Origin of the sequence: Streptomyces sp. Tu6071, assembly GCF_000213055.1 — a bacterium.
Classification (GTDB): domain Bacteria; phylum Actinomycetota; class Actinomycetes; order Streptomycetales; family Streptomycetaceae; genus Streptomyces; species Streptomyces evansiae.
In genome coordinates this window covers 1,938,876-1,962,815 of record NZ_CM001165.1, presented here as the reverse complement: position 1 = coordinate 1,962,815, position 23,940 = coordinate 1,938,876, and the positions used below count along the sequence as shown (strand labels likewise).

General features: G+C 72.6%; 16 protein-coding genes and 1 pseudogene. 15 read left to right on the top strand and 2 right to left on the bottom strand.

Annotated elements, in window-relative coordinates:
• Window positions 1-16 precede the first annotated feature (16 nt).
• From STTU_RS07890 to STTU_RS07870, 5 genes are all read left to right on the top strand, one after another.
• Window positions 17-1,210 carry an ABC transporter ATP-binding protein gene (locus STTU_RS07890; protein ID WP_043254522.1) on the top strand — a complete coding sequence of 398 codons (1,194 nt, stop codon included), beginning with the start codon at window positions 17-19 and terminating at the stop codon, window positions 1,208-1,210.
• Window positions 1,207-2,166 (top strand): ABC transporter permease, encoded by a 960-nt coding sequence (locus STTU_RS07885; protein ID WP_043254520.1) that lies wholly within the window; start codon window positions 1,207-1,209, stop codon window positions 2,164-2,166. Before STTU_RS07890 ends, STTU_RS07885 begins: the two co-directional genes overlap by 4 nt.
• Window positions 2,166-3,062: an ABC transporter permease gene (locus tag STTU_RS07880; RefSeq protein WP_007821553.1), complete on the top strand. Its 897-nt coding sequence runs from the start codon at window positions 2,166-2,168 to the stop codon at window positions 3,060-3,062. Before STTU_RS07885 ends, STTU_RS07880 begins: the two co-directional genes overlap by 1 nt.
• A gap of 429 nt (window positions 3,063-3,491) precedes the next feature.
• Window positions 3,492-4,910 carry an NAD(P)/FAD-dependent oxidoreductase gene (locus tag STTU_RS07875; RefSeq protein ID WP_007821546.1) on the top strand — a complete coding sequence of 473 codons (1,419 nt, stop codon included), beginning with the start codon at window positions 3,492-3,494 and terminating at the stop codon, window positions 4,908-4,910.
• A 289-nt stretch (window positions 4,911-5,199) separates the two neighbouring features.
• Window positions 5,200-5,691 (top strand): hypothetical protein, encoded by a 492-nt coding sequence (locus STTU_RS07870; protein ID WP_043254518.1) that lies wholly within the window; start codon window positions 5,200-5,202, stop codon window positions 5,689-5,691.
• 115 nt (window positions 5,692-5,806) lie between these two features.
• Here STTU_RS07870 and STTU_RS07865 read toward each other — a convergent pair whose 3' ends face one another.
• Both STTU_RS07865 and gabT read right to left on the bottom strand, forming a co-directional pair.
• The gene (locus tag STTU_RS07865) at window positions 5,807-6,493 is read right to left on the bottom strand and encodes a phosphatase PAP2 family protein (RefSeq protein ID WP_007821542.1); all 687 of its coding nucleotides are present in this window, start codon (window positions 6,491-6,493) and stop codon (window positions 5,807-5,809) included.
• A gap of 604 nt (window positions 6,494-7,097) precedes the next feature.
• On the bottom strand, window positions 7,098-8,432 hold the full coding sequence (gene gabT / locus STTU_RS07860; RefSeq protein WP_043254516.1) for a 4-aminobutyrate--2-oxoglutarate transaminase: 1,335 nt from the start codon (window positions 8,430-8,432) through the stop codon (window positions 7,098-7,100).
• Window positions 8,433-8,910: 478 nt separating this feature from the next.
• Between gabT and STTU_RS34085 the strand changes: the two genes are divergently transcribed.
• The 10 genes and pseudogenes from STTU_RS34085 to STTU_RS07810 all read left to right on the top strand — a co-directional run bounded on the left by STTU_RS34085 (window position 8,911) and on the right by STTU_RS07810 (window position 23,912).
• Entirely contained in the window at window positions 8,911-11,223 is a 2,313-nt protein-coding gene (locus STTU_RS34085; protein ID WP_043254514.1) for an ATP-binding protein, read from the top strand.
• Window positions 11,224-11,619: 396 nt separating this feature from the next.
• On the top strand, window positions 11,620-13,272 hold the full coding sequence (locus STTU_RS07850; protein ID WP_007821533.1) for a PucR family transcriptional regulator: 1,653 nt from the start codon (window positions 11,620-11,622) through the stop codon (window positions 13,270-13,272).
• Between the two features lie 426 nt (window positions 13,273-13,698).
• Window positions 13,699-15,144 (top strand): aldehyde dehydrogenase family protein, encoded by a 1,446-nt coding sequence (locus STTU_RS07845; RefSeq protein ID WP_007821529.1) that lies wholly within the window; start codon window positions 13,699-13,701, stop codon window positions 15,142-15,144.
• Between the two features lie 1,093 nt (window positions 15,145-16,237).
• Window positions 16,238-16,471 (top strand): annotated as a pseudogene (locus tag STTU_RS34880) (GNAT family N-acetyltransferase); the annotation flags it as partial.
• Window positions 16,472-16,522: 51 nt separating this feature from the next.
• Window positions 16,523-17,773, top strand: a complete 1,251-nt coding sequence (dxr, locus tag STTU_RS07835) for a 1-deoxy-D-xylulose-5-phosphate reductoisomerase (RefSeq protein ID WP_007821522.1) — start codon at window positions 16,523-16,525, stop codon at window positions 17,771-17,773.
• Entirely contained in the window at window positions 17,770-19,071 is a 1,302-nt protein-coding gene (locus tag STTU_RS07830) for a M50 family metallopeptidase (protein ID WP_043254512.1), read from the top strand. Before dxr ends, STTU_RS07830 begins: the two co-directional genes overlap by 4 nt.
• Window positions 19,072-19,628: 557 nt before the next feature.
• Window positions 19,629-20,783, top strand: a complete 1,155-nt coding sequence (gene ispG / locus STTU_RS07825; RefSeq protein ID WP_009068955.1) for a flavodoxin-dependent (E)-4-hydroxy-3-methylbut-2-enyl-diphosphate synthase — start codon at window positions 19,629-19,631, stop codon at window positions 20,781-20,783.
• A 443-nt stretch (window positions 20,784-21,226) separates the two neighbouring features.
• Complete coding sequence (locus tag STTU_RS07820; RefSeq protein ID WP_043254510.1) at window positions 21,227-22,069, top strand: GNAT family N-acetyltransferase; 843 nt, start codon at window positions 21,227-21,229, stop codon at window positions 22,067-22,069.
• A gap of 170 nt (window positions 22,070-22,239) precedes the next feature.
• Complete coding sequence (locus STTU_RS07815) at window positions 22,240-23,016, top strand: DUF1684 domain-containing protein (RefSeq protein ID WP_007821510.1); 777 nt, start codon at window positions 22,240-22,242, stop codon at window positions 23,014-23,016.
• A 311-nt stretch (window positions 23,017-23,327) separates the two neighbouring features.
• Window positions 23,328-23,912: a GNAT family N-acetyltransferase gene (locus STTU_RS07810; protein ID WP_007821506.1), complete on the top strand. Its 585-nt coding sequence runs from the start codon at window positions 23,328-23,330 to the stop codon at window positions 23,910-23,912.
• Window positions 23,913-23,940 lie beyond the last annotated feature (28 nt).

Sequence of the window (23,940 nt, the reverse complement as noted above, 5' to 3'; positions counted from 1 at the left end):
CACCGGGATACAGCTCATGACGACCACCACGCCATCCACCGACCAGACGGCCCCGACCGACCGGGGCGGCGCCGTGCGCCTCGAAGGGATCGGGAAGAAGTACGGGAACTTCACGGCGGTGCACCCGCTGGACCTGACCGTTCCGCAGGGGTCCTTCTTCGCGCTGCTCGGCGCCTCCGGCTGCGGCAAGACGACGACGTTGCGCATGATCGCGGGCCTGGAGGTGCCGACCTCCGGCTCCGTGCACCTCGGCGACGAGGACGTGACGGCGCTCCCGCCGCACCGCCGCCCTGTCAACACGGTGTTCCAGAGCTACGCGCTCTTCCCGCACCTCGACATCTACGAGAACGTCGCGTTCGGCCTGCGACGACGCGGCATCAAGTCGGTGAAGAAGCAGGTGGCCGACATGCTCGACCTCGTCCAGCTCGGCGACTACGCGCGCCGCAAGCCGCACCAGCTCTCCGGTGGCCAGCAGCAGCGCGTCGCCGTCGCCCGCGCGCTCATCAACCGCCCCAAGGTCCTGCTCCTCGACGAGCCCCTCGGCGCCCTCGACCTCAAGCTGCGCCGGCAGATGCAGCTCGAACTGAAGCGCATCCAGACGGAGGTCGGCATCACCTTCGTGCACGTGACGCACGACCAGGAGGAGGCCATGACGATGGCCGACACCGTCGCGGTCATGAACGCCGGCCGGGTCGAACAACTCGGCGCCCCCGAGGACCTCTACGAGACGCCGCGCAGCACCTTCGTGGCGAACTTCCTCGGCACCTCGAACCTCATCCCGGGCACCGTCGCCGACGCGACGCCGGACGGCGACGTCGCGCTGACGTCGCGTGGCACACGCCTCGTCGTGCCCGCCGCGCGCTGCGCCGTACCGCCGCGCGCGGGCGGCGCGCTGCTGCTCGGCGTGCGCCCCGAGAAGGTCTCGCTCGTCCCCGTCGAGGACGAGGCGCGGATACCCGAGGGACGCAACCGGGTCCGGGGCCGCATCACCGACTCCAGCTTCATCGGGGTCTCCACGCAGTACGTGCTCGACGCCCCCTGCTGCGGGCGCTTCGAGGTGTACGCGCAGAACATCGAGCGCGACGCGCGCCTGATGCCCGGTGCCGAGGTCGTCGCGCACTGGAACCCCGCACACGGCTTCGGTCTCGACGCGGAGCAGGACATAGACGCGGGCGTCGCCACGGCGGGCAGCGAGCGGGACGCCGCGTGAGCGCCACCGAAGCACCACCCGCGCCGCCCGCGAACACACCGGGACCCGACGACGTCGCGGGCCCCACGCCGCCCCGACGTCGCGGCGTCCGGGTGCGTGGCCGCCTCGTCCCGTACTGGCTGCTGCTGCCCGGCATGCTGTGGCTGCTGGTCTTCTTCGCGCTGCCGATGATCTACCAGGCGTCCACGTCGGTGCAGACCGGGTCGCTGGAGGACGGCTTCCGGGTGACGTGGCACTTCGCCACGTACTGGGACGTCTTCAGCGAGTACTGGCCGCAGTTCGTGCGCTCTCTCGCCTACGCCGCCGTCGCGACGGTCCTGTGCCTCGCGCTCGGCTACCCGCTCGCGTACCTCATCGCCTTCCGCGCGGGGCGCTGGCGCAACCTGGTGCTCATCCTCGTCATCGCGCCGTTCTTCACGAGCTTCCTCATCCGCACCCTCGCGTGGAAGACGATCCTGGCCGACGGCGGCTTCGTCGTGGACGTGCTCAACACGCTGCACCTCCTGGACGTCACGAGCGCGCTCGGCATCACCGAGGGCGACCGCGTCCTCGCGACGCCGCTCGCGGTCGTCTGCGGGCTCACGTACAACTTCCTGCCGTTCATGATCCTGCCGCTGTACACGTCCCTGGAGCGCATCGACCCGAGGCTCCACGAGGCCGCGGGCGACCTGTACGCCGCGCCGTTCACGACCTTCCGGAAGGTGACCTTCCCGCTGTCGCTTCCCGGCGTCGTCTCGGGGACGCTGCTCACGTTCATCCCGGCGGCCGGCGACTACGTCAACGCCGATCTCCTCGGGTCGACCGATACGCGGATGATCGGAAACGTCATTCAGACGCTTTTCCTACGCGTCCTCGACTATCCGGCCGCCGCCGCCCTCTCCTTCATCCTCATGGCGGCCATCCTCGCGGCCGTCACGGTCTACCTGCGCAAGTCCGGTACGGAGGACCTGATCTGATGAGCACCCGGACCCCCACGCCGCGCGACGTCGCGCCCGCGGCGCGCCGTACGCCGCGTGACGCCGCGTCGGCGTCGCGTGCGCGCAAGCCCGGCGGGCCGCTGCGCGCCGTCCGCCGCAACCTCGTCGTCATCGCCGGGATCTGCACGCTCGCGTACATGATCCTTCCGAATGTCGTCGTGATGATCTTCTCGTTCAACAAGCCGAACGGACGATTCAACTACGAGTGGCAGCGCTTCTCCACCGATGCCTGGACCGACCCCTGCGGAGTGGCCGACATGTGCGGCTCGCTCTCGCTCAGTCTCCAGATCGCGGCCTGGGCGACGCTCGGGGCGACGGTGCTCGGCACGATGATCGCCTTCGCACTCGTGCGGTACCGGTTCCGCGCGCGCGGCGCGGTCAACTCGCTGATCTTCCTGCCCATGGCGATGCCCGAGGTCGTCATGGCCGCTTCGCTGATGACGCTCTTCCTGAACATGGGCGTCCAGTTCGGCTTCTGGACGATTTTGATCGCGCACATCATGTTCTGCCTCAGCTTCGTCGTGACGGCGGTCAAGGCACGCGTCATGTCCATGGACCCGCGCCTGGAACAGGCCGCGCAGGACCTTTACGCCGGGCCCGTCCAGACCTTCTTGCGCGTCACGCTGCCGATCGCCGCACCGGGCATCGCGGCCGGCGCGCTGCTCGCCTTCGCGCTCTCGTTCGACGACTTCATCATCACCAACTTCAACGCCGGCTCCACCGTGACCTTCCCGATGTACGTGTGGGGCTCGGCGCAGCGCGGCACCCCGGTGCAGATCAACGTGATCGGCACCGCCATGTTCGTCGTCGCCGTCCTCGTCGTCCTGGCCGCCATGCTCCTCGGCAGGCGGCGGAAGCGGCAGCAGGGGGGCTGACGCGGCGGGGTGGGACGTCGCGCGGGGCGGGGCGTGTCGCGACGTGGGCCGCGTCGCGCGTGATGTCGTGGCGTGCGCGGTGCCGCGTCGTAGGTGGTCTCGCGTCGTACGGGGGACGCCGCGCGCGGGGCCGCGACGTGGCGTGCCGCACGCGACGTGGGCCCCGTGGCGCCACGTGCCGCGCGCCGTCGAGACGGCGCGACGTCGCGGCACACGTCGCGTGGTCCGCATGGCGTCGCGTCGCGACGTGCCGCCGCGCGACGTCCACCCCACGCCCCCGCACGTCGCGTGCGCCTCGTAGCGTCGCGGCGTGCGGCCCGCGCGTCTCCGCCGGCCCGGACCGGCGCGAGGCACGCGACAGCGATACCGCACCTTTCGTACCGAACGTGTTCCGCAGCGCGCGGAGCGCCACCGTAGGGAGTTGACATCATGGCCGCGAGCGCCATGAGCAGCACATGGACCACCGCCCTCGCCGACGTCCGTCCCGGCGCCTACTGGCTCGACGACCCCGGCCGCCCCGAGCCCCTCCCGGCCCTCGTGGGCGACACCCGTTGCGACCTCCTCGTCGTCGGCGGAGGCTACAGCGGACTGTGGACCGCTTTGCGGGCCAAGGAGCGCGACCCGGGACGCGACGTGGTCCTCGTGGAGGCGAAGACGGTCGGCTGGGCGGCCTCGGGACGCAACGGCGGCTTCTGCGCCGCGTCCCTCACCCACGGACTCCCCAACGGCCTCGATCGCTGGCCGGACGAGATCGGCGCCCTGGAGGCGCTGGGGCGCCGCAACCTCGACGACATCGAGGCGACGGTGGCGCGCTACGGCATCGACTGCGCATTCGAGCGCACCGGCGAGATCGACGTCGCGACGCAGCCGCACCAGGTCGAGGAACTCGCCGAGCTGTACGAGACGGCGCGCGCGCACGGCTTCGACGAATACGAACTCCTCGACGAGGCGGCACTGCGCGCCGAGGTCGACTCGCCGACCTTCCTCGCCGGCCTGCAGGACACCCGCGGCGTCGCGCTGCTTCACCCCGCGCGACTCGCGTGGGGGCTGCGCGGCGCGTGCCTCGCTTTGGGTGTCCGCATCCACGAGCACACCCCCGGCCAGGCCCTCGCACGCGACGGCGGCCGGATGGCACTGCGCACCCCGTACGGACGCGTCTTCGCGCGCGACGTCGCGCTGGGCACCAACGTCTTCCCCTCCCTCGTACGCCGTCTGCGGCCGTACACGGTGCCGGTGTACGACTACGCGCTCATGACCGAGCCGCTCACGACCGCGCAGCGCGACGCGATCGGCTGGCGCAACCGCCAAGGGCTCGGCGACAGCGCCAACCAGTTCCACTACTTCCGGCTCACCGCCGACAACCGCATCCTGTGGGGCGGCTACGACGCGATCTACCGCTTCGGGGGCACGGTGCGCGCCGAGTACGACGACAGGCCCGCGACGTACGAGAAGCTGGCGCAGCACTTCTTCACCTGCTTCCCGCAGCTCGAAGGTCTCCGCTTCACGCACGCGTGGGGCGGCGCGATCGACACCTGCACGCGGTTCTCGGCCTTCTTCGGTACGGCGCACCGCGGGCGCGTCGCGTACGCCGCCGGCTTCACCGGCCTCGGTGTGGGGGCGACGCGTTTCGGCGCCGACGTCATGCTGGACCTCCTCGACGGGGCGGAGACGGAACGGACCGCGCTGCGCATGGTGCGGACGAAGCCGATGCCCTTCCCGCCGGAGCCGCTCGCCTGGACGGGGATCGAGCTGACGCGACGTTCGCTCGCGCACGCCGACGACCACGGGGGGCGACGGAACCTGTGGCTGCGGGCGATGGACCGGATGGGGCTCGGGTTCGACAGCTGAGGTGGGCGGGGGCGTCGCGTCGCTGTGTCGGCGCGTGGTGTCGCGCGGGGTCATGGGGCGCGCGACGAAGCGTGCGCGTCGCGCGGCGTGATGCTACGTCGCGTTGCAGGGAGGGGGAGTGGGGGCGACGTCGCCTCGCCACGTCGCCCTGCCACGTCGCTACGTCGCACCCGACGCTGTGATGTGTGTCACCGCCGCGTCGTCTCCCGACTCGCGTAATGCTCGCGTCGGCGGGCGGTCTCTCCTGGGGGCGCGCGCCGTGCGCGTCCCGTGACAGGAGGCGAGTGCGATGACGGACCCCCAGGAGGCCGTAGAGGCCGCAGAGGTCGTGGAGAGGCCGACCCCCTTGGCGTGGCTGGCGCATGCGGCGCCCGACCCCGCCGCGTGTCTTCGCCGGTGGGAGCGCGATCCGCGGGGGACCGCGCTGCTCCCGGCGGGTCGCGCCTGGGACGTCCTGGTCCTGCCGGGGCCCCTCGGGCGCGCGACGCTGGAAGTGCTGGGGAAGCTGGTCGAGCGCCCCGGTCCCGTGCTCGCGGATGCCGGGCGGGACCGCCTGGGATTCCTCGTGCCGGTCGGTACCGCCGCGCAGTGGGCGGGCGGTGGGGTGCGGTGTGCGGGACCCGGCACCTGGCTGGTGGTGCCGCGCCCCGGGGAGACAGCGGACGGCATCAGCTGGATCGTTCCGCCGGACGGATCGGGAGTGCTCACCGACGCGGCACAGCTGGAACTCGCCCTGCACGAGGCGGCGGCACGTCGCGACGAGGAGGGACGGAGCGAGTGACGACGTGGCGCGGGGTCGGGGGCGACGTCGCGTGGTGCAGGGGCTACGTCGCGTACGCCGAACGACGCCGCGTAGGCCGGGACACGCCGCGTAGGCCGGGACACGTCGCGTGGGACTACGCGACGTCGCCGCGTTCCGGTTCGTCCGCGCGACGTTCCTGCCGCCGCGTCACGTCGTCCGGCGCCGGCGTCCGCGGTCGCTCTCGTACCCGCACCCGTACGAGGACCACTGCCACGACCTGGAGTACCGCGCCGCCCAGGCACCAGCTCGCCGCGACGTCCAGCGGCCAGTGGTAGCCCTGCCGCACCAGTCCGTAGCTCACGCACACGACGAGCAGCAGCCACGTCGCGGTGAGGGCGCGCCGTACGTCGCGCCGGTGGGGCGGGACGGGGCCCGCGAGGAGCAGGAGGAGTGCGACGCCGTAGGCAACGGTCGCGGTCGCCGTATGGCCCGAGGGGTAGTAGCCGAGGCCCTCGGCGGAGGGCTGGCCGGGGCGGTCGAAGATCTCCTTGAGCGGGAGGACGAGCGCCGGGACGACGAGGATCGCGCAGAGAGCGGTGAGCGCGGGCCACCACGCGACGCGCCCCGTGCCGCGACGTACCCACCATGTGACCGCGGCGGCCGAGACGGCGAGCACCGGAACGGCGACCGAAGGGTTGCCGAGGTCGGAGAAGAACTCGGCGAGGGGGTGCGGAAGACCGGCGCCGTCGTGGAGGCGCACTCCGAGGCGCTCGTCGAGGCGACGCAGGGGACCACGGGCGACGAGTTGCCACGTGAGGAAGGCGAAGAGCGCCGCGCACAAGGACAGGACGACAGCCGGACGCCCCAGAACCGGGGGGCTGGTTCCGGGGCGTCCGGGAGGACCGGGAAACCGCGAGCCCCGGGGGGTGTGGGGCGAGCGGCCGTCCGATCGGTGAGGAAGTCCGGGACCTGGGGCCCCGGGGATGTGCGCGAAGGCACGGCCGGTACGCGACTGGGGAGGCCACGCGACGGCACCGCTCGCGGTTTCCCGCGGGCGGGGTGCTTCGTTCATCTGCTGAGAACCTACGGCAGGGAGCGGCGGCCGGAACAGGGACCGACCCATCCCGCCATCGCCCTCGCACACCTTCTTCACAAGCCTGGTCACGCCCTCACGATGCCTGACGGAGCGGGCACGGGCGAGCGCGACGGGCGGAGGAAGCGGGGGACGTCGGGACGTCGGGACGTCGGGACGTCGCGGTGCGGGACGTCGCGCGTCTCCGCCAAGGCGCAACGTCGCGCTGTGGACGCCGCGACGCTGCACGCGACGTACGCGACGTTCCCGCCGCCACCCGACCCGACGTCGCGACGTGGCGGGAGGCGACGCCCCTGTCCGCCACGCGACGTAGCCGCTCGTCCCGTCCCGCCCCGTATCCGTCCTCCGCTCCTCAGACCGACGCCGCCAGCGCCTGCTCGAAGACGTCGAGCGCGTCGTCGAGGAGGTCCTCGCCGATGACCAGCGGGGGGAGGAAGCGGACGACGTTGCCGTACGTGCCGCAGGTGAGGACGAGGACGCCCGCGGCGTGGCACGCCTTGGCGATCGCCGCGGTGATCTCCGAATTCGGCTCCTTGCCGCCCGGCTTGACGAACTCGGCCGCGATCATCCCGCCGCGCCCGCGCACGTCGCCGATGACCTCGTACTTCTCCTGGAGCGCGATCAGTCGCCCCTTCATGATCTCCTCGATGCGCTTCGCCTTGGCGTTGAGGTCGAGTTCCTTCATGGTCTCGATCGCGCCGAGCGCCGCGGCGCACGCGACGGGGTTGCCGCCGTACGTACCGCCGAGGCCGCCGGAGTGCGCGGCGTCCATGATCTCGGCGCGCCCTGTCACCGCGGAGAGCGGGAGGCCGCCGGCGATGCCCTTGGCGGTCGTGATCAGGTCGGGGACGATGCCCTCGTCCTCGCACGCGAACCACTGGCCCGTACGGCAGAAGCCGGACTGGATCTCGTCGGCGACGAAGACGATGCCGTTCTCTGTCGCGAACTCGCGCAGCGCCGGCAGGAAGCCCTTCGCCGGCTCGATGAAGCCGCCCTCGCCGAGCACGGGCTCGATGATGACGGCGGCGACGTTGTGCGCGCCGATCTGCTTCGTGATCTGGTCGATGGCCTGCGCGGCGGCCTCGGGGCCGGCGTTCTCCGGACCGGTCGGCCAGCGGTACGCGTACGCGACGGGTACGCGGTAGACCTCGGGCGCGAAGGGGCCGAAGCCCTCCTTGTACGGCATGTTCTTGGCCGTCAGCGCCATCGTGAGGTTGGTCCGGCCGTGGTAGCCGTGGTCGAAGACGACGACCGCCTGGCGCTTCGTGTACGAGCGGGCGATCTTGACAGCGTTCTCGACGGCCTCGGCACCCGAGTTGAAGAGCGCGGACTTCTTCGCGTGGTCACCGGGGGTGAGCGCGGCGAGCTGCTCGGCGACGGCGACGTAGCCCTCGTACGGCGTCACCATGAAACACGTGTGCGTGAAGTCGGCGAGCTGCGCGCTCGCACGCCGTACGACGGCCTCGGCGCTCGCGCCGACGGTGGTGACCGCGATGCCGGAGCCGAGGTCGATGAAGCGGTTGCCGTCGACGTCCTCCAGGATGCCGCCCTCGGCGCGCGCCGCGAACACGGGCAGCGTCGAGCCGACGCCGGCCGCGACGGTGGCGGCGCGGCGGGCCTGGATTTCCTGCGACTTCGGGCCGGGGATGGCCGTGACGACGCGGCGCTCCTGCGGAATGGCGCTCATGAGGGCTCCTGTGGTCCTTGGGTGTCCGTGGTCCGGGTGGTGCTCACCCGGCTGCCCGGTTCCGGGGCGGGGACGTGTGACGTTCGCCCGCCGGGCCGGGGATGCGGCGCTCCGTCGCCAACGGTGCTTCCGCTCGTCGCCGGGGCCTGTTCGCAGGCTAGGGGGCGCCGGGGCGCGACGGGATGCGCCGTTCGGGAGAAGTGGGACGTGTCGGTTGTCCTTGGTGGAGCAGGGGAGTGCTCGCGATGAGGCGGCACGTCGCGTCGTGGAGGGTCGCGCTGAGGCTGTCGCGCGTCGTCGCGTCGTCGCGTCGTCGCGCGGCGTGGGCTGTCACGGATCTGTCGCCCGGCCGAAATTCGGGTACAACTCGTGTGCGTCGTCCCCGGAGGCGTGCGGGGACACTAGATTGAGCCGCGATCGATGATCGACCCGCGCCGCGCGAGACGGTACGACGGACCGGCAGGTCAGGGGGCTGGGCATGGACAGGGACGGTACGTACGGATCGCAGGCACCCGGGAGCGGTCCCGCGCCCGGAGGCCCACCCGCCGAGTCCGTGCCGCCGATGCCACCGGTCCCCGACGGCCCGCCCGGGGTCCGGGGGGTAACTGACGCGCGTCAGGGCGGCGCCGTGCCTCCCGTACCGCCGCGACCCGCCGGGCCGCCCCCCGCCGCGACGGTGCCGTCCCCGTCGCACGGGCGCCCCGCCGCCTACGACGCGCGGGTGACGCCGCCCATGCCGGGGTGGGACCCCGGCGCGTCTCCAGGGGGGAGCGTCGCGGCGAGGCCCCCCGGGGCGGACTTTCTCGACTGGCTCCGTACACCGCGTCCGCCGGCCCTCCCCGGCATCTGGCGCTTCGGCCACCGGCCGCGGCCCGAGGTCGAACCGGAACAGACTCCGGGGCGGCAACTCGTCAGCGGGGCGGTGATCGCTCTGCTGGTGGGGTGGTTGTTCTGGTCGTTGCTTCTCAACAATTATTTGTGGGGGGACTGGTGGCTGGCGCCTCTGTTCGCCCTCTTGCCGAGTTCATGGGCTCCGAGCGGCTCTCAGGCGGCTGTTCGAGCCACCAACATTTACCAACTTCTGATCACATTGCTGTTCCTTGTGCTGGTCGCCAGGCTGGGCCGCTGGCCCGAGCTCTGGCGCCGCTATTCCCCCTGGTCCCGCACCCGTCGCGAAACCACCAGCGCGGCGTCCCCGCCCCCGGCCCCCACCCCCCAGGAAGACCCCGCGCAATGGCCCGAGCTGCGGGCGGCCGGTGAGCACGCCGCGGCCGACAGGCTCGCGGACGAGGCGTTCGCGGGCCGGCTGCGCGACGTGGACCACGCGCGACTCGTACGCGCCTGGCGCTCCGTGCAGTCCGGACGACTGCCTGTCGAGACGTTCCGGCGGGACGTCCTGCGCGACGGCGCCGCGGCGTTCCCGCACCCGTCGGGCCGGCGCGACCTCCCCGCGCGCTCCGTGCCGCACGACCTCGCCACGGGCCAGGTCCGCCTCGGCGCGACCCTGGACGACGCGCGCAACGCCTACGCGTACCGCACCGCCGGCTTCGCCCTCGGCTCGGAACTCCTCGCGACGTCCCTCGTCGCCGTCGGCCCCGCGGGCTCCGGCAAGACCGGCGCGCTCGTCCACCCCGTCGCCGAAGCACTGTGCCTGCAAGCCCTGGCGGGCCGCGCCGCGGTCGTCGTGGTCGGCGCGGAGAGCGCGGGGCTCGGACGTGCCGACAACTACGACATCGTCATCCGTCTCGGCCACCCCGACTCCGTCTACGACCTCGACCTCTACGGCGGCACCCACGACGCGGAGGAAGCCGCGACGTTCCTCGCCGAAGCCCTGGTCGGCGACCTCCCGCAGGCATCCAGTTCGGGGCGGCGCCCCAGCACCGTCCTCGCCCAGGTGCTGGGCCCCTTCCGCGCCGTCCACGGCCGTTTCCCGTCCGTGGCGGAACTGCGCCTCCTCCTCGACGGCTCCCCGAAGCACCTCGCCGCGCTGCGGGCCGCGCTCGCCGCCGCGGGCCACAGCGCCCTCCTGCGCGACGTGGAGTCGCGCGAACGCCAGGCCGGTCAGCCCGGCGACGCCGCGCCGCTGCTCGTCGACCGGCTCGCGCTCCTCGATCGCCCCGCCTTCGCCGACTTCTTCGACACGTCGGGGGAGGGCGCGCCGTTCTCCTTCCGCGCCCTCGACCATCCGGTACGCGTGCGCATCGAGCTGCCCTCGCGCAGCCACCCCGACGCCGCGCGCGTCCTGGCGCGGCTGGTTCTCGCTCAGTTCACGGCGAGTGTGCTGGTACGCGGCGATGTCTCGCTCTTCGCGTGCCTCGCGCTGGACGACACGGCCGGCGTCGTGACAGCCGAGTCCGTACGCGCCATCCAGTCGCTGCGCTCCGCCCACGCCGGCGTGCTCCTCGCGCTGCGCACGCTCGACGACGTACCGCAGGAACTGCGGGCGCCGCTCCTCGGCGCTGTCGGGTGCCGCATGGCGCTCTCGGGGGTCGCGCCGAGGGACGGGCAGGACTTCGCCGCTGCGTGGGGCACTGAGTGGCGCGAGATCCGCGACGTCACGGACCGGCAGATCGTCGCGGACGAACCCCTCACCAAGGTCAGCCACTTCCTGCGGAAGGCCATCACGGGCAAGGCGCCGACCGCGCAGTCCGTCACGGTGCGGCAGGTGGAGCGCGAGCGCTGGTCGGCGTCGGAACTCGCCCACGCCCTGCCCCCGGGGCACGCGGTGGTCTCCCTCACGACGGTGCGGGGCGAGCACGCGCCGCCCCTCCTGGTCGACCTGCGCCACTGACGACGCACAGGCAGCGGGGCGGCGTCGGCGCGCGTAGCGCGACGTGTGATGCGACGCGACGTGGCACAGCGAGGCGACGTGGCACGGCGAGGCCCGACGTTCAGGCGACCACGCGTCGTGCACGCCACGCGGCGTGCACGCGATCCCGCCGACGACGCGGCATGGGCGCGACGTACGACCAAGCGCCGCGACGTCCCGCCGCGCACCCACGCGCCGCACTGCGACAGCCGCGGCGCCGCCGTCGCGCCACCGCGTCCGCCCCATCCTTCCCACGCCCCATCCCGCCCCGTCCCCTCATGCATACAGTGAGGCAGACTTGGAAGCGTCGCTCGTACGCGACGGCCAAGAACCCAGCAGCACGTTCGTGCGTGCCGCGCGCGACGCCCGGAAGGTCTCATGCCGCCCACGCTCGCCTCTCTCGTCCACCACTCCGCGCTCAAGCTCACCGTGCTGGCCGGAGCGGACCGCCTGGACACCCCCGTCCGCTGGGCGCATGTGAGCGAGCTGATCGATCCGGTGCCGTACATGAACGGGGGAGAGCTCCTTCTGACCACCGCGCTCACCCTCGACGCGGAGAACCCCGAGAAGGTCCGCCCCTACGTCCGGCGCCTGGCGCGCGCCGGCGTCGTCGGGCTCGGCTTCGGCAGGGGCGTCAACTACGACGAGGTTCCCGCCGCGCTCGTGGCGGCGGCCGAGGCGGAGTCGCTGCCGCTGCTCGAAGTGCCGCGACGTACCCCCTTCCTGGCGATCACGAAGGCGGTCTCGGCGGCGATCGCGGCCGAGCAGTACCGCGCCGTCACCGCGGGCTTCGCCGCGCAGCGCGAACTCACGCGACAGGCCCTCGTCGGCGAGGGCCCCGAGGGCCTCATCGGCGCGCTCGCCGCGCAGCTCAACGGCTGGGCCGCCGTCTACGACGCGTCGGGCGCCGTTGTCGCCGCCGCGCCCGAGTGGGCCGCGCGACGTGCCGCGCGCCTCACGCCCGACGTGCGCCGCCTCCGCGACCGCCCGGCGCCGGCGAGCGCGGTCGTGGCCGCCGCCGAGGACAGGGTCGAACTGCACTCGCTCGGCGCCGCCCGCCACCCCCGCGCCGCCCTCGCCGTCGGCACCGAGGGCACGCTCGGCACGGCGGAGCGCTACTCGGTCCACGCCGCGATCTCCCTGCTCACCCTTACCACGGAGCGCTCCCGCGCCTTCCAGGCCGCCGAGCAGCGCATCGGCGCCGCCGTCCTCGGAATGCTCCTCGCCGGCGAGTCGGGCCACGCGCGCGCCGCGGCGGGGGACCTGTACGGCGCGCTGCTCGACGCGCCGTTCCGCCTCGTCATCGTCGCCGCGACGTCGCCCGTGCCGCGACCGCCCGCGACGTCCCGCGCGGCCGATCCCGCCGAGGGAGACGTGCCGCCCGAACCAGCGGCAGACCCCTTCACAGCCATGGTGGAGCGCGTCGAAGCCGCCGCGGCGCGCGCCGGTGAGCCCGTCCTCGTCGTCCGCGAGGGCGACCGCCTCGTCCTCCTCGCCGTCGACCAGGGCGCCGTCGCCGACGCCTGCGCGACGTACGCCGGGGAAACGGACCGCGCCCGCGACCCCGGGGCGGCCGCGGCGCCCGCCGCCGACAGCGCTCTCGCCATCGGCCTCTCCGCCCCATCGGGGCCGGTCGCCGCCGCCACCGCCTACAAACAGGCCGAACAGGCCCTCTCCGTGGCGCGACGTCGCGGCCGGACGCTGGTCGAGCACGAGGACGTCGCGGCGGGCTCCGTGCTTCCGCTCCTCGCGGACGACGCCGTACGCGCCTTCGCGGACGGCCTCCTGCGCGCGCTCCACGACCACGACGCGACGGGGCGCGGCAACCTCGTCGCGTCCCTGCGCGCCTGGCTCGCCCACCACGGCCAGTGGGACGCCGCGGCGGCCGAGCTGGGCGTCCACCGGCACACCCTCCGCTACCGCATGCGCCGCGTCGAGGAGATCCTGGGCCGCTCCCTCGACGACCCCGACGTACGGATGGAACTCTGGCTCGCCCTCAAGGCCACCACCGCGTCGGGCGGCGTCGGCTGACGGATGCGCTGGCACGTCACCTGGCGACGCGGGCGGTACGTGCGGAGGCGACGTGACGGGCGTGGCGCGGGGCGACGTGAGCGGCGGGCGCCGGGGCGACGTCGCGCCGTGCGTCGCGTGAAACCGCCCACACGTCGCGTCGTCCCGTACGCGACGTACGCGCAGCGCCATGACGTCCGAGGGCCCCGACGCCGCGCCGTGCGCCCTCACATCGCGGCCTCATGTCGCCTCGTCGGCTCCGTCTCCCACCCCCACGGCTATCGCCAATACGGCGCGTCCCGCTCCCCGGCCGCTACGCGACGGACAAACGATGCGGCGCGACACGGCCCTTACGGTGGCCCTGCTGAGGCGTACCGCCTCGCGCGACGCCGCGCCACGCGACGTACGCACACCCACCACTGCACTGCTGAAGGGCCGGGACTCGCGATGACTTCCACCCATGCCTTCTGGCTCGCCGGCCGCCAGGCCACTGGCGAGACCACGTTCGACGTCACCTCGCCGTGGGACGGCCGCCTCGTCGGGAAGGTCGGCATTCCCACCGAGGCGCAGGTCGAGGAGGCGGTCGCCGCCGCGTACGCGGTGCGCGAGGAGTTCGCGGCGAGCCCCGCGCACGTACGCGCCGCCGCGCTCGACCACGTCGCGAAGCGGCTCACCGAGCGCACCGAGGAGATCGCTCAGCTCATCTCGGCCGAGAACGGCAAACCCATCAAGTGGGCGCGCGGCGAGGTCGGCCGCGCCGTCTCCGTCTTCCGTTTCGCGAGCGAGGAAGCGCGCCGCTTTAACGGCGGCGAGGGGCTCCGGCTCGACACCGACGCGGGTGGCGAGGGACGCATCGGGCTCACGCGGCGCTTCCCGCGCGGCGTCGTCCTCGGTATCGCGCCGTTCAACTTCCCGCTCAACCTGTGCGCCCACAAGGTCGCCCCCGCCCTCGCGGCCGGGGTGCCCATCATTCTCAAGCCGGCCCCCGCGACGCCTCTCTCCGCGCTCGTCCTCGGCGAGATCCTCGCCGAGACGGCGCTGCCTGCGGGCAGCTGGTCCGTCCTGACCGTCGAGAACGACCGCATGCCCGCGCTCGTCCAGGACGAGCGCCTCCCGGTGATCTCGTTCACGGGCTCGGAGAAGGTCGGCTACGCGATCATGGACTCCGTCCCGCGCAAGCACTGCACCCTCGAACTCGGCGGCAACGGCGCGGCCGTCGTCCTCGCGGACTACGCCTCGGACGCCGACCTCGACTGGGCCGCGAGCCGCATCGCGACGTTCTCGAACTACCAGGGCGGCCAGTCCTGCATCTCGGTCCAGCGCGTCATCGCCGACGCCGCCGTCTACGACCGCCTCGCCGAACGCGTCGTCAAGGCCGTCGAGGCCCAGGTGACGGGCGATCCCTCCGACTCGGCGACCGAGGTCGGCCCGCTCGTCAGCGAGGACGCCGCGCGGCGCGTCGAGTCCTGGGTCGACGAGGCGGTCACCGCCGGCGCGACGCTCCTGACCGGCGGCGAGCGCGACGGCGCGTCGTACGCCCCCACCGTGCTCGCCGACCTGCCCGCCGACACGACCCTCGCGCGCGAGGAGGTCTTCGGGCCCGTGCTGTCCCTGATCAAGGTGAACGGCGAGGACGAGGCGTACGCCGCGGTCAACGACTCGAAGTACGGCCTCCAGGCCGGAGTCTTCACGCACGACGTGCAGGCGGCGTTCCGCGCCCACCGCGCGCTGGAGGTCGGCGGCGTGATCATCGGCGATGCGCCCTCGTACCGCGCCGACCAGATGCCGTACGGCGGCGCCAAGCTCTCCGGCGTGGGGCGCGAAGGCGTCCGCTCGGCGATGGAGGACTACACCTACGAGCGGATCATGGTCTTCACCGGCGTCCAGCTCTGAACGGTCCGGACCGCACGCCCGGCACATCGCCGTACGACGACGTGACGACGCGACGCCCGCGCGACACCAGCGCGGGCGCCGCGTCGCGTCGTACCCCCGTACCGACGTCGCGGCGTCGTCGCGTGCGGGTTAAACCCCTTTGACCAGGCTCCCGCCACGCGTCATGGTCACCCCCATGAGCAACTCACAGACACCGCCCCCAGCCCCTTCCTCCGCCGAGCTCGACTCGTCGGACGAAGAGCTTCGCCGCATCCTCCTCGCCGCCTACGACGCGCAACTGCGCGGCGAGAGCGAGTTCGCCGACCCGCGCGCACGCGTCGAGCACGACGGGCCCCTCGTGCGCTTCACCGGAGTCGAAACCGGCTACATCACCGGGCCGAGGGATCTCGGCGTGGAGGGCGACGCCCTGGACGCGCTGATCGCCAGGCAACGCGACAGGTATGCCGAGTTGGGTATCGAGGCCGAGTGGAAGACGCGCGGCCACGACGCCCAGAAAGACCTGCCCGAGCGGCTCCGCGCGGCGGGCTTCGTCCCCGACGAGCCCGAGACCGTCTTCGTCGGCCGCACCGAGGACCTCGCCCGGCTCGAACCGCACCTGCCGGAAGGCTTGCGGATGCGCAGCGCGACGTCCCTCGCCGACCTCCGCCGCATCGACGCCATGAACGAGGAGATCTGGGGCGAGCGCCACGCCCACGCCGACGAACTCCACCGCGTCCTGACCACGTCGCCGGAGAACGTGACCGTCCTCCTCGTCGAACCCGACCCGGACGCCGCAGCCGCGGCCACGTCGCTGACGCCGCGCCCCGACACGCCGGACGCCGCGTCCAGCGTTGCGCCAGACGCCGCGCTCGACGCCGCGCAGACGGCCGCCCCCGATGTCGCGACGCACGCCGCGCAGACCGCCGCGCCCGACGCCGCGTCCCACGCCCCGCAGACCGTCGCCCCCGCCCCGTACGACGCGACGCGCGACGCCGCGCTCCACGCCACGCCGAACCCCACACCCCACACCACCCAGAACCCCGCACCCGCGACCCCCGACGCATCACCCACCCCCACGCCTCCCCCCATCCCCCTCCACGCCTCCCGCATCGAATTCGTCCCCGGCACCGACTTCGCCGGGCTCTGGGGCGGCTCGACGCTCGCCGCGTGGCGTGGGCGCGGCCTGTACCGCGCGACGGTCGCGGCGCGCGCCCGCATCGCCGCCGCACGCGGCGTCCGGTACCTCCAGGTCGACGCGAGCGCCGACAGCGCGCCCATCCTGCGCCGCCTCGGCTTCGTGGCGCTCACGACCACGACGCCCTACATCTGGACGCCGCCCGCCGGGTGACTTCCGGGACTCGCTGTCCTCTCGCACAGGTCTTATGGCGAGAATGGGGGGATGACCGACAGTCCTGCTCCACTCGCCGACCCCCACCTCCGCTACGACGCCACGCCGGGACGCCGCGACATCGTCGTGCTCGGCTCCACGGGCTCCATCGGTACGCAGGCCGTGGACCTCGTCCTGCGCAACCCGGACCGCTTCCGGGTCACCGCGCTCTCCGCGGCGGGCGGCAGGGTCGGCCTGCTCGCCGAGCAGGCGTACCGCCTGCGCGTGGGCCACGTAGCGGTGGCGCGCGAAGACGTCGTGCCGCAGCTGCGTGAGGCGCTCTCCGCGCAGTACGGCGCGGAGCCGCTGCCGGAGATCCTCGCGGGCCCCGACGCCGCGACGCACCTCGCGGCGTCGCCGTGCCACACAGTGCTCAACGGCATCACCGGTTCCATCGGCCTCGCCCCCACGCTCGCGGCGCTGAAGGCCGGGCGCACTCTCGCGCTCGCCAACAAGGAGTCGCTCATCGTCGGCGGCCCGCTCGTCAAGGAGCTGGCGGCGCCGGGTCAGATCATCCCCGTCGACTCCGAGCACGCCGCGCTCTTCCAGGCGCTCGCCGCCGGCACGCGTGCCGAGGTGCGCAAGCTCGTCGTGACGGCGTCGGGCGGCCCCTTCCGAGGCCGTACGAGGGCCGAACTGGCCACCGTCACCCCGCAGGACGCGCTCGCGCACCCCACGTGGTCCATGGGCCCGGTCATCACCGTCAACTCCGCGACGCTCGTGAACAAGGGCCTGGAGGTCATCGAGGCGCATCTCCTCTACGACATCCCCTTCGACCGCATCGAGGTCGTCGTGCACCCGCAGTCCTACGTGCACTCGATGGTCGAGTTCGTGGACGGTTCGACGCTCGCGCAGGCGACGCCGCCCGACATGCGCGGCCCCATCGCGATCGGCCTGGGCTGGCCCGAGCGCGTGCCCGACGCGGCGCGCGGATTCGACTGGAGCGCCGCGTCGACCTGGGAGTTCTTCCCGCTCGACGACGACGCGTTCCCCTCGGTCGGACTCGCCCGGCACGTGGGGCGGCTCGCGGGGACGGCCCCGGCGGTGTTCAATGCCGCCAACGAGGAATGTGTGGACGCCTTTCTCAAGGGCGCCCTCGCCTTCAACGCGATCATGGACACGGTGACCGCCGTGGTGGCCGAGCACGGCACGCCCGCGGCGGGAACCGCCCTGACGCTTGAGGACGTTCTCGACGCGGAGACCTGGGCACGGGCCCGGGCCCGCGAACTTGCTGCGAAGGCGACAGTGGAGGCCACTGCGTGACCGTATTGATGACGATCCTCGGCATAGTCGTCTTCGTGATCGGGCTGCTGTTCTCGATCGCCTGGCACGAGCTGGGGCACCTTTCCACCGCGAAACTCTTCGGCATCCGCGTGCCGCAGTACATGGTCGGCTTCGGGCCGACGCTCTTCTCGCGCAAGAAGGGCGACACCGAGTACGGCGTCAAGGCCGTGCCGCTCGGTGGCTACATCCGCATGATCGGGATGTTCCCGCCAGGACCGGACGGCCGGGTCGAGGTGCGTTCCACGTCGCCCTGGCGCGGCATGATCGAGGACGCCCGCTCCGCCGCGTACGAGGAACTCGAACCGGGCGACGAGACGCGCATGTTCTACACGCGCAAGCCCTGGAAGCGCGTCATCGTCATGTTCGCGGGCCCGTTCATGAATCTGGTGCTCGCCGTCGCGATCTTCTTCGGCGTCATGATGACCTTCGGCCTGAACACGCAGACCACCACGGTCAGCACGGTCTCCGACTGCGTCATCAACCAGAGCGAGAACCGCGACACCTGCGCGAAGGACGATGCTCCCGCGCCCGCCAAGGCAGCGGGACTCAAGCCGGGCGACAAGATCATCGCTTACAACGGGCAGTCCGTCGACGACTACGGCGTCCTCCAGTCCCGCATCCGCGCCTCGCACGGCACGGCGACGATCACGATCGAGCGCGACGGCACCCGTCGTACGCTCCACGCCGACGTCATAGAGAACCAGGTCGCCAAGACGGACGGCGACGGCGGCGTCGTCGACGGCGAGTACGTCACTGCGGGCTTCCTCGGTTTCACTCCGGCCTCGGGCATCGTCAAGCAGTCCTTCGGTCAGTCCGTCGACCAGATGGGCACCATGATGGAGAACGGCGTCCAGTCGATGCTGGCGCTGCCCTCCAAGATCCCCGACCTGTGGAACGCGGCGTTCGACGGCGGGGAGCGCAAGCAGGACTCGCCCATGGGCGTCCTCGGCGCGGCGCGGGTGGGCGGCGAGGTCTTCACCCTCGACATCCCGCCGGAGAACCAGATCGCGATGATGCTGTTCCTCGTCGCGGGCTTCAACCTCTCCCTGTTCCTGTTCAACATGCTGCCCCTGCTGCCCCTGGACGGCGGTCACATCGCGGGCGCGCTGTGGGAAGCGGTACGCCGCCACACGGCCCGCGTCTTCCGCCGCCCCGACCCGGGCCCCTTCGACGTCGCCAAGCTGATGCCGGTGGCGTACGTGGTCGCGGGCATCTTCGTGTGCTTCACGCTGCTCGTGTTCATCGCGGACCTGGTGAACCCGGTCAAGATCACCTGACGGCGCATGTTGGCCGCCATACGTCGCGCGCCACGCGGACACGGCGCGTGGCGCTTCGGCGCGACGGCGCGTCGTGTCCACGCGGCGAGTGCGGCGCGGCACGCATCGTGCCTGGTCACACGCGACGTGGCATATGCGACGTCGCGTCGTGGCGTACGCGTCTCCGCTACGTGCACGAGGGCGCCGCGCCCGTACACGTAGCGAGGCCGCCACGCCGCGTCCCCGGCTCCACGCCGCGCCCCGGGCCGCGCGTCGTACGTCGCCTCACGCACTCCGTGCCAACGGCGTACGACGCGCGACGTAGCGCCCCGTACCGCCGCGCGCGACGACGTCAGGACGCGACGTACCGCCGCGCGACATCGCGTCGTACGTGGCGATGACGAGGCCGCACGCGACGTACCGCCGTGGTCCGTGCGGCGCCGGGCAGGTGGCGTACGACCGACGAACAGGTGACCCGGTGCGGGTCCGTGTTCCCCCGATCCGGTAGTGACGTAATCTCGGGTGACGGAGCCCGAGGATTCCGGGACCGATATCCACACGTTGGGGTTGCACTGCAGATGACTGCGATTTCACTGGGAATGCCGTCCGTTCCTACCCAGCTCGCCGAGCGCAGGAAGAGCCGGCAGATCCAGGTCGGGAGCGTCCCCGTCGGTGGTGGCGCCCCCGTGTCCGTCCAGTCGATGACCACCACACGTACCTCCGACATCGGCGCGACGCTCCAGCAGATCGCCGAGCTGACGGCCTCCGGCTGCCAGATCGTCCGCGTCGCCTGCCCGACGCAGGACGACGCCGACGCGCTGCCCGTCATCGCGCGCAAGTCGCAGATCCCCGTCATCGCGGACATCCACTTCCAGCCGAAGTACGTCTTCGCCGCCATCGACGCGGGCTGTGCGGCGGTCCGGGTGAACCCGGGCAACATCAAGCAGTTCGACGACAAGGTCAAGGAGATCGCCAAGGCAGCGGGCGACGCGGGCGTGCCGATCCGCATCGGCGTCAACGCCGGCTCGCTCGACAGGCGCCTGCTGCAGAAGTACGGCAAGGCCACGCCCGAGGCGCTCGTCGAGTCCGCCCTGTGGGAGGCGTCGCTCTTCGAGGAGCACGGCTTCCGCGACATCAAGATCTCGGTCAAGCACAACGACCCCGTCGTCATGGTCAACGCCTACCGCCAGCTCGCGCAGGCGTGCGACTACCCCCTCCACCTGGGTGTCACCGAGGCCGGGCCGGCCTTCCAGGGCACCATCAAGTCCGCCGTCGCCTTCGGCGCCCTGCTCGCCGAGGGCATCGGCGACACGATCCGCGTCTCCCTCTCGGCGCCCCCCGCCGAGGAGGTCAAGGTCGGCCTCCAGATCCTGGAGTCCCTCAACCTCAAGCCGCGCCGCCTGGAGATCGTCTCCTGCCCCTCCTGCGGTCGCGCCCAGGTCGACGTCTACAAGCTCGCCAACGAGGTCACCGCCGGCCTCGACGGCATGGAGGTCCCGCTGCGCGTCGCGGTCATGGGCTGCGTCGTCAACGGTCCGGGCGAGGCCCGCGAGGCCGACCTCGGCGTTGCCTCCGGCAACGGCAAGGGCCAGATCTTCGTCAAGGGCGAGGTCGTCAAGACCGTGCCCGAGTCCAAGATCGTGGAGACCCTCATCGACGAGGCGCAGAAGATCGCCGCCCAGATGGAGGCCGACGGCATCACCTCCGGCGAGCCCGAGGTCTCCATCAGCTGAACCAGACCGCTGACGGCCCGGGGGCGCGACGCCTCCGGGCCGCTCGTGTGCGCGGGGCCGTGGTTCGGCGCGACGCTGCGGTGGCGCGAGGCCGCGACGCTGGGATGGGTCGACGGCGCGACGCCGCGCGAGCTCCACGAGCGACCACGTCGCGCCAGGGCTGTCGCGTCGACCGCATCGTGCCTGGTCATACGCGACGTCGCATATGCCACGTCGCGCACCGGCTGGGCGTACGCCGCGCACCGTGCGATGCGTCGTCCCCTCGCCAAGGCGGCGTTGTATGTGCCACCGGCATATGCAATGCCGCGTGCCGCAGCAAGGTGCCTCTGCCGCCCCGCCCTCCCTGCCCCGCACGGTCCGCTCCTCCCCGTCCCCGGAGCGCGTCGTCCCCGCTGCGGGTACAGTGCCAAAACCAGTAGCCCGTACGGTGAGGCGCTTCGAACGTGTTGACTCAGACCACCACCAGGGTCCTCGGTCCCGAAGACCTGGACGCCGCGTTGGCCGTCCTGCACCAGGACCCGGTGGCGAACGCCTTCGTCACCTCCCGCGTCCAGGTGGCCGGTCTCGACCCCTGGCGGCTCGGTGGCGAGATGTGGGGCTGGTACCAGCGCGGCCATCTCACGTCGCTGTGCTACGCGGGCGCGAATCTCGTCCCCATCTGCGCGGTGCCCGAGGCGGTACGGGCCTTCGCGGAGCGAGCACGTCGCGCGGGCCGTCGCTGCTCGTCGATCGTGGGCCCGGCCGAATCCACGCGCCTGCTCTGGTCCCTGCTGGAACCGTACTGGGGCCCCGCCCGGGAGGTCCGCGCCTGCCAGCCCCTCATGACCACGGACCAGCCCTCCGAGGTGCCTCCCGACCCGCTCGTACGCCGCGTACGCCGCGACCAGGTCGAGACGCTGATGCCGGCCTGCGTCGCGATGTTCACCGAGGAGGTCGGGATCTCCCCGCTGGCGGGTGACGGCGGGCTCCTCTACCAGGCGCGCGTCGCCGAGCTGGTCAACGCCGGCCGCTCCTTCGCGCGCATCGACGACGGCAAGGTCGTCTTCAAGGCCGAGATCGGCGCGGCAACCCCCGAGGCGTGCCAGATCCAAGGTGTCTGGGTCGCCCCGGAATTCCGCGGCCAGGGGCTCGCGGCCCCGGGCATGGCGGCGGTCCTCGCGTACGCGCTGCGCGACATAGCCCCGGTGGCGAGCCTGTACGTGAACGACTTCAACACCGCGGCGCGCGCGACGTACCGCCGCGTCGGCTTCCAGGAGACGGGCACCTTCACGAGCGTTCTGTTCTGAACGGAGAGCCGGGCTCCGTGCCGGGGCCGGACCCGGCCCGCACGAGGCGACGCCGCGCGGCGGCCCACGCGACGTTCGTGCAGGTCGCACGCGACGTGGCACCACCCGCGCGACGTCCCCGCACGCCGCGTGCCGGGCGCCCTCACATCCCCCGAGAATCGAGGCAAGACATGACTGACCCCACCGACGGCGCCCCCACCGACGGCGCCCCCGCGAACGGCGACGCCGCTTCCCGCGACGTCGCGACGGAGCGCGCCGCCTGGGACGACTGGCGCGCGCGACGTCGCGCCGCCCTCACCGCCCCGCAGGGCAACCTCGCCCTCGTTGAGACCCGGTGGGCCCCGCCGGGCGAGCGCCCCGACATCGACGCGGCGCGGGCCGCACTGGGGGAGGGGCAGACCCTCACGACCCTGGAGCGCACCGAGCCGGTCAGTGGGCGCCCCGAGTACGGACTGCGCCGCTGGGACCCGCGCTCGCCCGCCCTGCGCCACTTCGACTCCGTCGACACGTTCCCCTACCGCCCCGAATGGGTCCTTGAGGCCCAGTACGAGCCCGTGGAGGGCGCCAGGACAGTGCCCTTCGAGCACATCCGTGACAACGGCGGCACGCGCGACCTGGTCGTCCCCGGCGACCTGCGGCTCACGCTCGATGGGACCGACTACACCCTCAGCGCCTTCGACGACGACGGCACGCTGCTGCTCGTCTTCGGCGACCCGACGAACGGAACGAGCACCTACGGCGCCGGCCGCTTCCTCTTCGTGCACCTGGACGAACGGGACGCCGGACCGCAGCGCGTCGTGCTCGACTTCAACCGTTCCTTCGTCCCCCCGTGCGGTTTCTCGGACCAGTACAACTGCCCCATGCCGCCGCGCCAGAATCGGCTGCACGTGCCCGTCGAGGCGGGCGAGACGGTGCCGGTCTTCCGGGACGGGTACGGCGCGCAATGAGGCGTCGCGTACGGCGCGTGGCAGGCGACGGGGGACGTCGCGCCCGTCACGTACAACTCACGCGACGTGTTCCCGAGTTGAGGCCCTGCGTCGCGCGGATGCCGGAAGCGCCGCACGCGACGTCGCATATGCCACGACGCCCCGCCCCCGCGCGGCACCGCCGCGGCCCGGCCACGTCACGCCCCGTGCAACGCCGCCCCGCCCCGCCCCCGCCACGTCCTCCGCCCCCGCGCCCCACCCGCACGCCCGCCCCGCTCGCTCCCCCACTCCCTCCCCGCCGCCCCACCCCCTGCGCCCGGTAGTCTCGCCGCATGTCGAGCAACCCCGGGCACACCCCCAGGACCCCGGACGAGATCACGGTCGGCCCGCTCGATCTGGCCGCCCGCGTCGACGAGGCGCTGGCCGTACAAGCGCTGGCCTTCGGCCTCACCGACGAGGAGATCGACGTACGGCACCACATCGTGCTGCGGCACCTCGGCGTTCCCGGCGCGCGGGCGCTCGGCGCCACGACGGCCGAGAACCGCCTCGTCGGTTTCGTCTACGGCCTCCCGAACGACCGGGCCCACTGGTGGTCGACGGTCGTGCAGCCGTACCTGCGCAGACTCGGCAACGACGAGTGGCTCGACGACTCCTTCGTGATCACCGAACTGCACGTCCACCCGCGTCACCAGAACCGCGGCATCGGCCGCGCCCTCATCACCGGCCTCACCGACGCCGCGCCGCAGCCCCGTTCGATCCTCTCCGCCATCGACCGCGACAGTCCCGCGCGCGGCCTCTACGCCTCGCTCGGCTACCGGGACCTCGCGCGGCAGATCGCCTTCCCGGGCGCGCCGTTGCCCTACGCGGTGATGGGCGCGACGTTGCCTCTGCGCGGCCCGCGTTCCCACCGGGCATAACCGATTTCCGCCAGCCCCTGGGCCCCGG

Excerpts from the sequence above, each read along its gene's own strand:
- STTU_RS07890 (WP_043254522.1), top strand. The coding sequence starts at position 17 with ATGACGACCACCACGCCATCCACCGACCAGACGGCCCCGACCGACCGG.
- STTU_RS07880 (WP_007821553.1), top strand. The coding sequence starts at position 2,166 with ATGAGCACCCGGACCCCCACGCCGCGCGACGTCGCGCCCGCGGCGCGC.
- STTU_RS07875 (WP_007821546.1), top strand. The coding sequence starts at position 3,492 with ATGGCCGCGAGCGCCATGAGCAGCACATGGACCACCGCCCTCGCCGAC.
- STTU_RS07870 (WP_043254518.1), top strand. The coding sequence starts at position 5,200 with ATGACGGACCCCCAGGAGGCCGTAGAGGCCGCAGAGGTCGTGGAGAGG.
- gabT (WP_043254516.1), bottom strand. The coding sequence starts at position 8,432 with ATGAGCGCCATTCCGCAGGAGCGCCGCGTCGTCACGGCCATCCCCGGC.
- STTU_RS34085 (WP_043254514.1), top strand. The coding sequence starts at position 8,911 with ATGGACAGGGACGGTACGTACGGATCGCAGGCACCCGGGAGCGGTCCC.
- STTU_RS07850 (WP_007821533.1), top strand. The coding sequence starts at position 11,620 with ATGCCGCCCACGCTCGCCTCTCTCGTCCACCACTCCGCGCTCAAGCTC.
- STTU_RS07845 (WP_007821529.1), top strand. The coding sequence starts at position 13,699 with ATGACTTCCACCCATGCCTTCTGGCTCGCCGGCCGCCAGGCCACTGGC.
- dxr (WP_007821522.1), top strand. The coding sequence starts at position 16,523 with ATGACCGACAGTCCTGCTCCACTCGCCGACCCCCACCTCCGCTACGAC.
- ispG (WP_009068955.1), top strand. The coding sequence starts at position 19,629 with ATGACTGCGATTTCACTGGGAATGCCGTCCGTTCCTACCCAGCTCGCC.
- STTU_RS07815 (WP_007821510.1), top strand. The coding sequence starts at position 22,240 with ATGACTGACCCCACCGACGGCGCCCCCACCGACGGCGCCCCCGCGAAC.
- STTU_RS07810 (WP_007821506.1), top strand. The coding sequence starts at position 23,328 with ATGTCGAGCAACCCCGGGCACACCCCCAGGACCCCGGACGAGATCACG.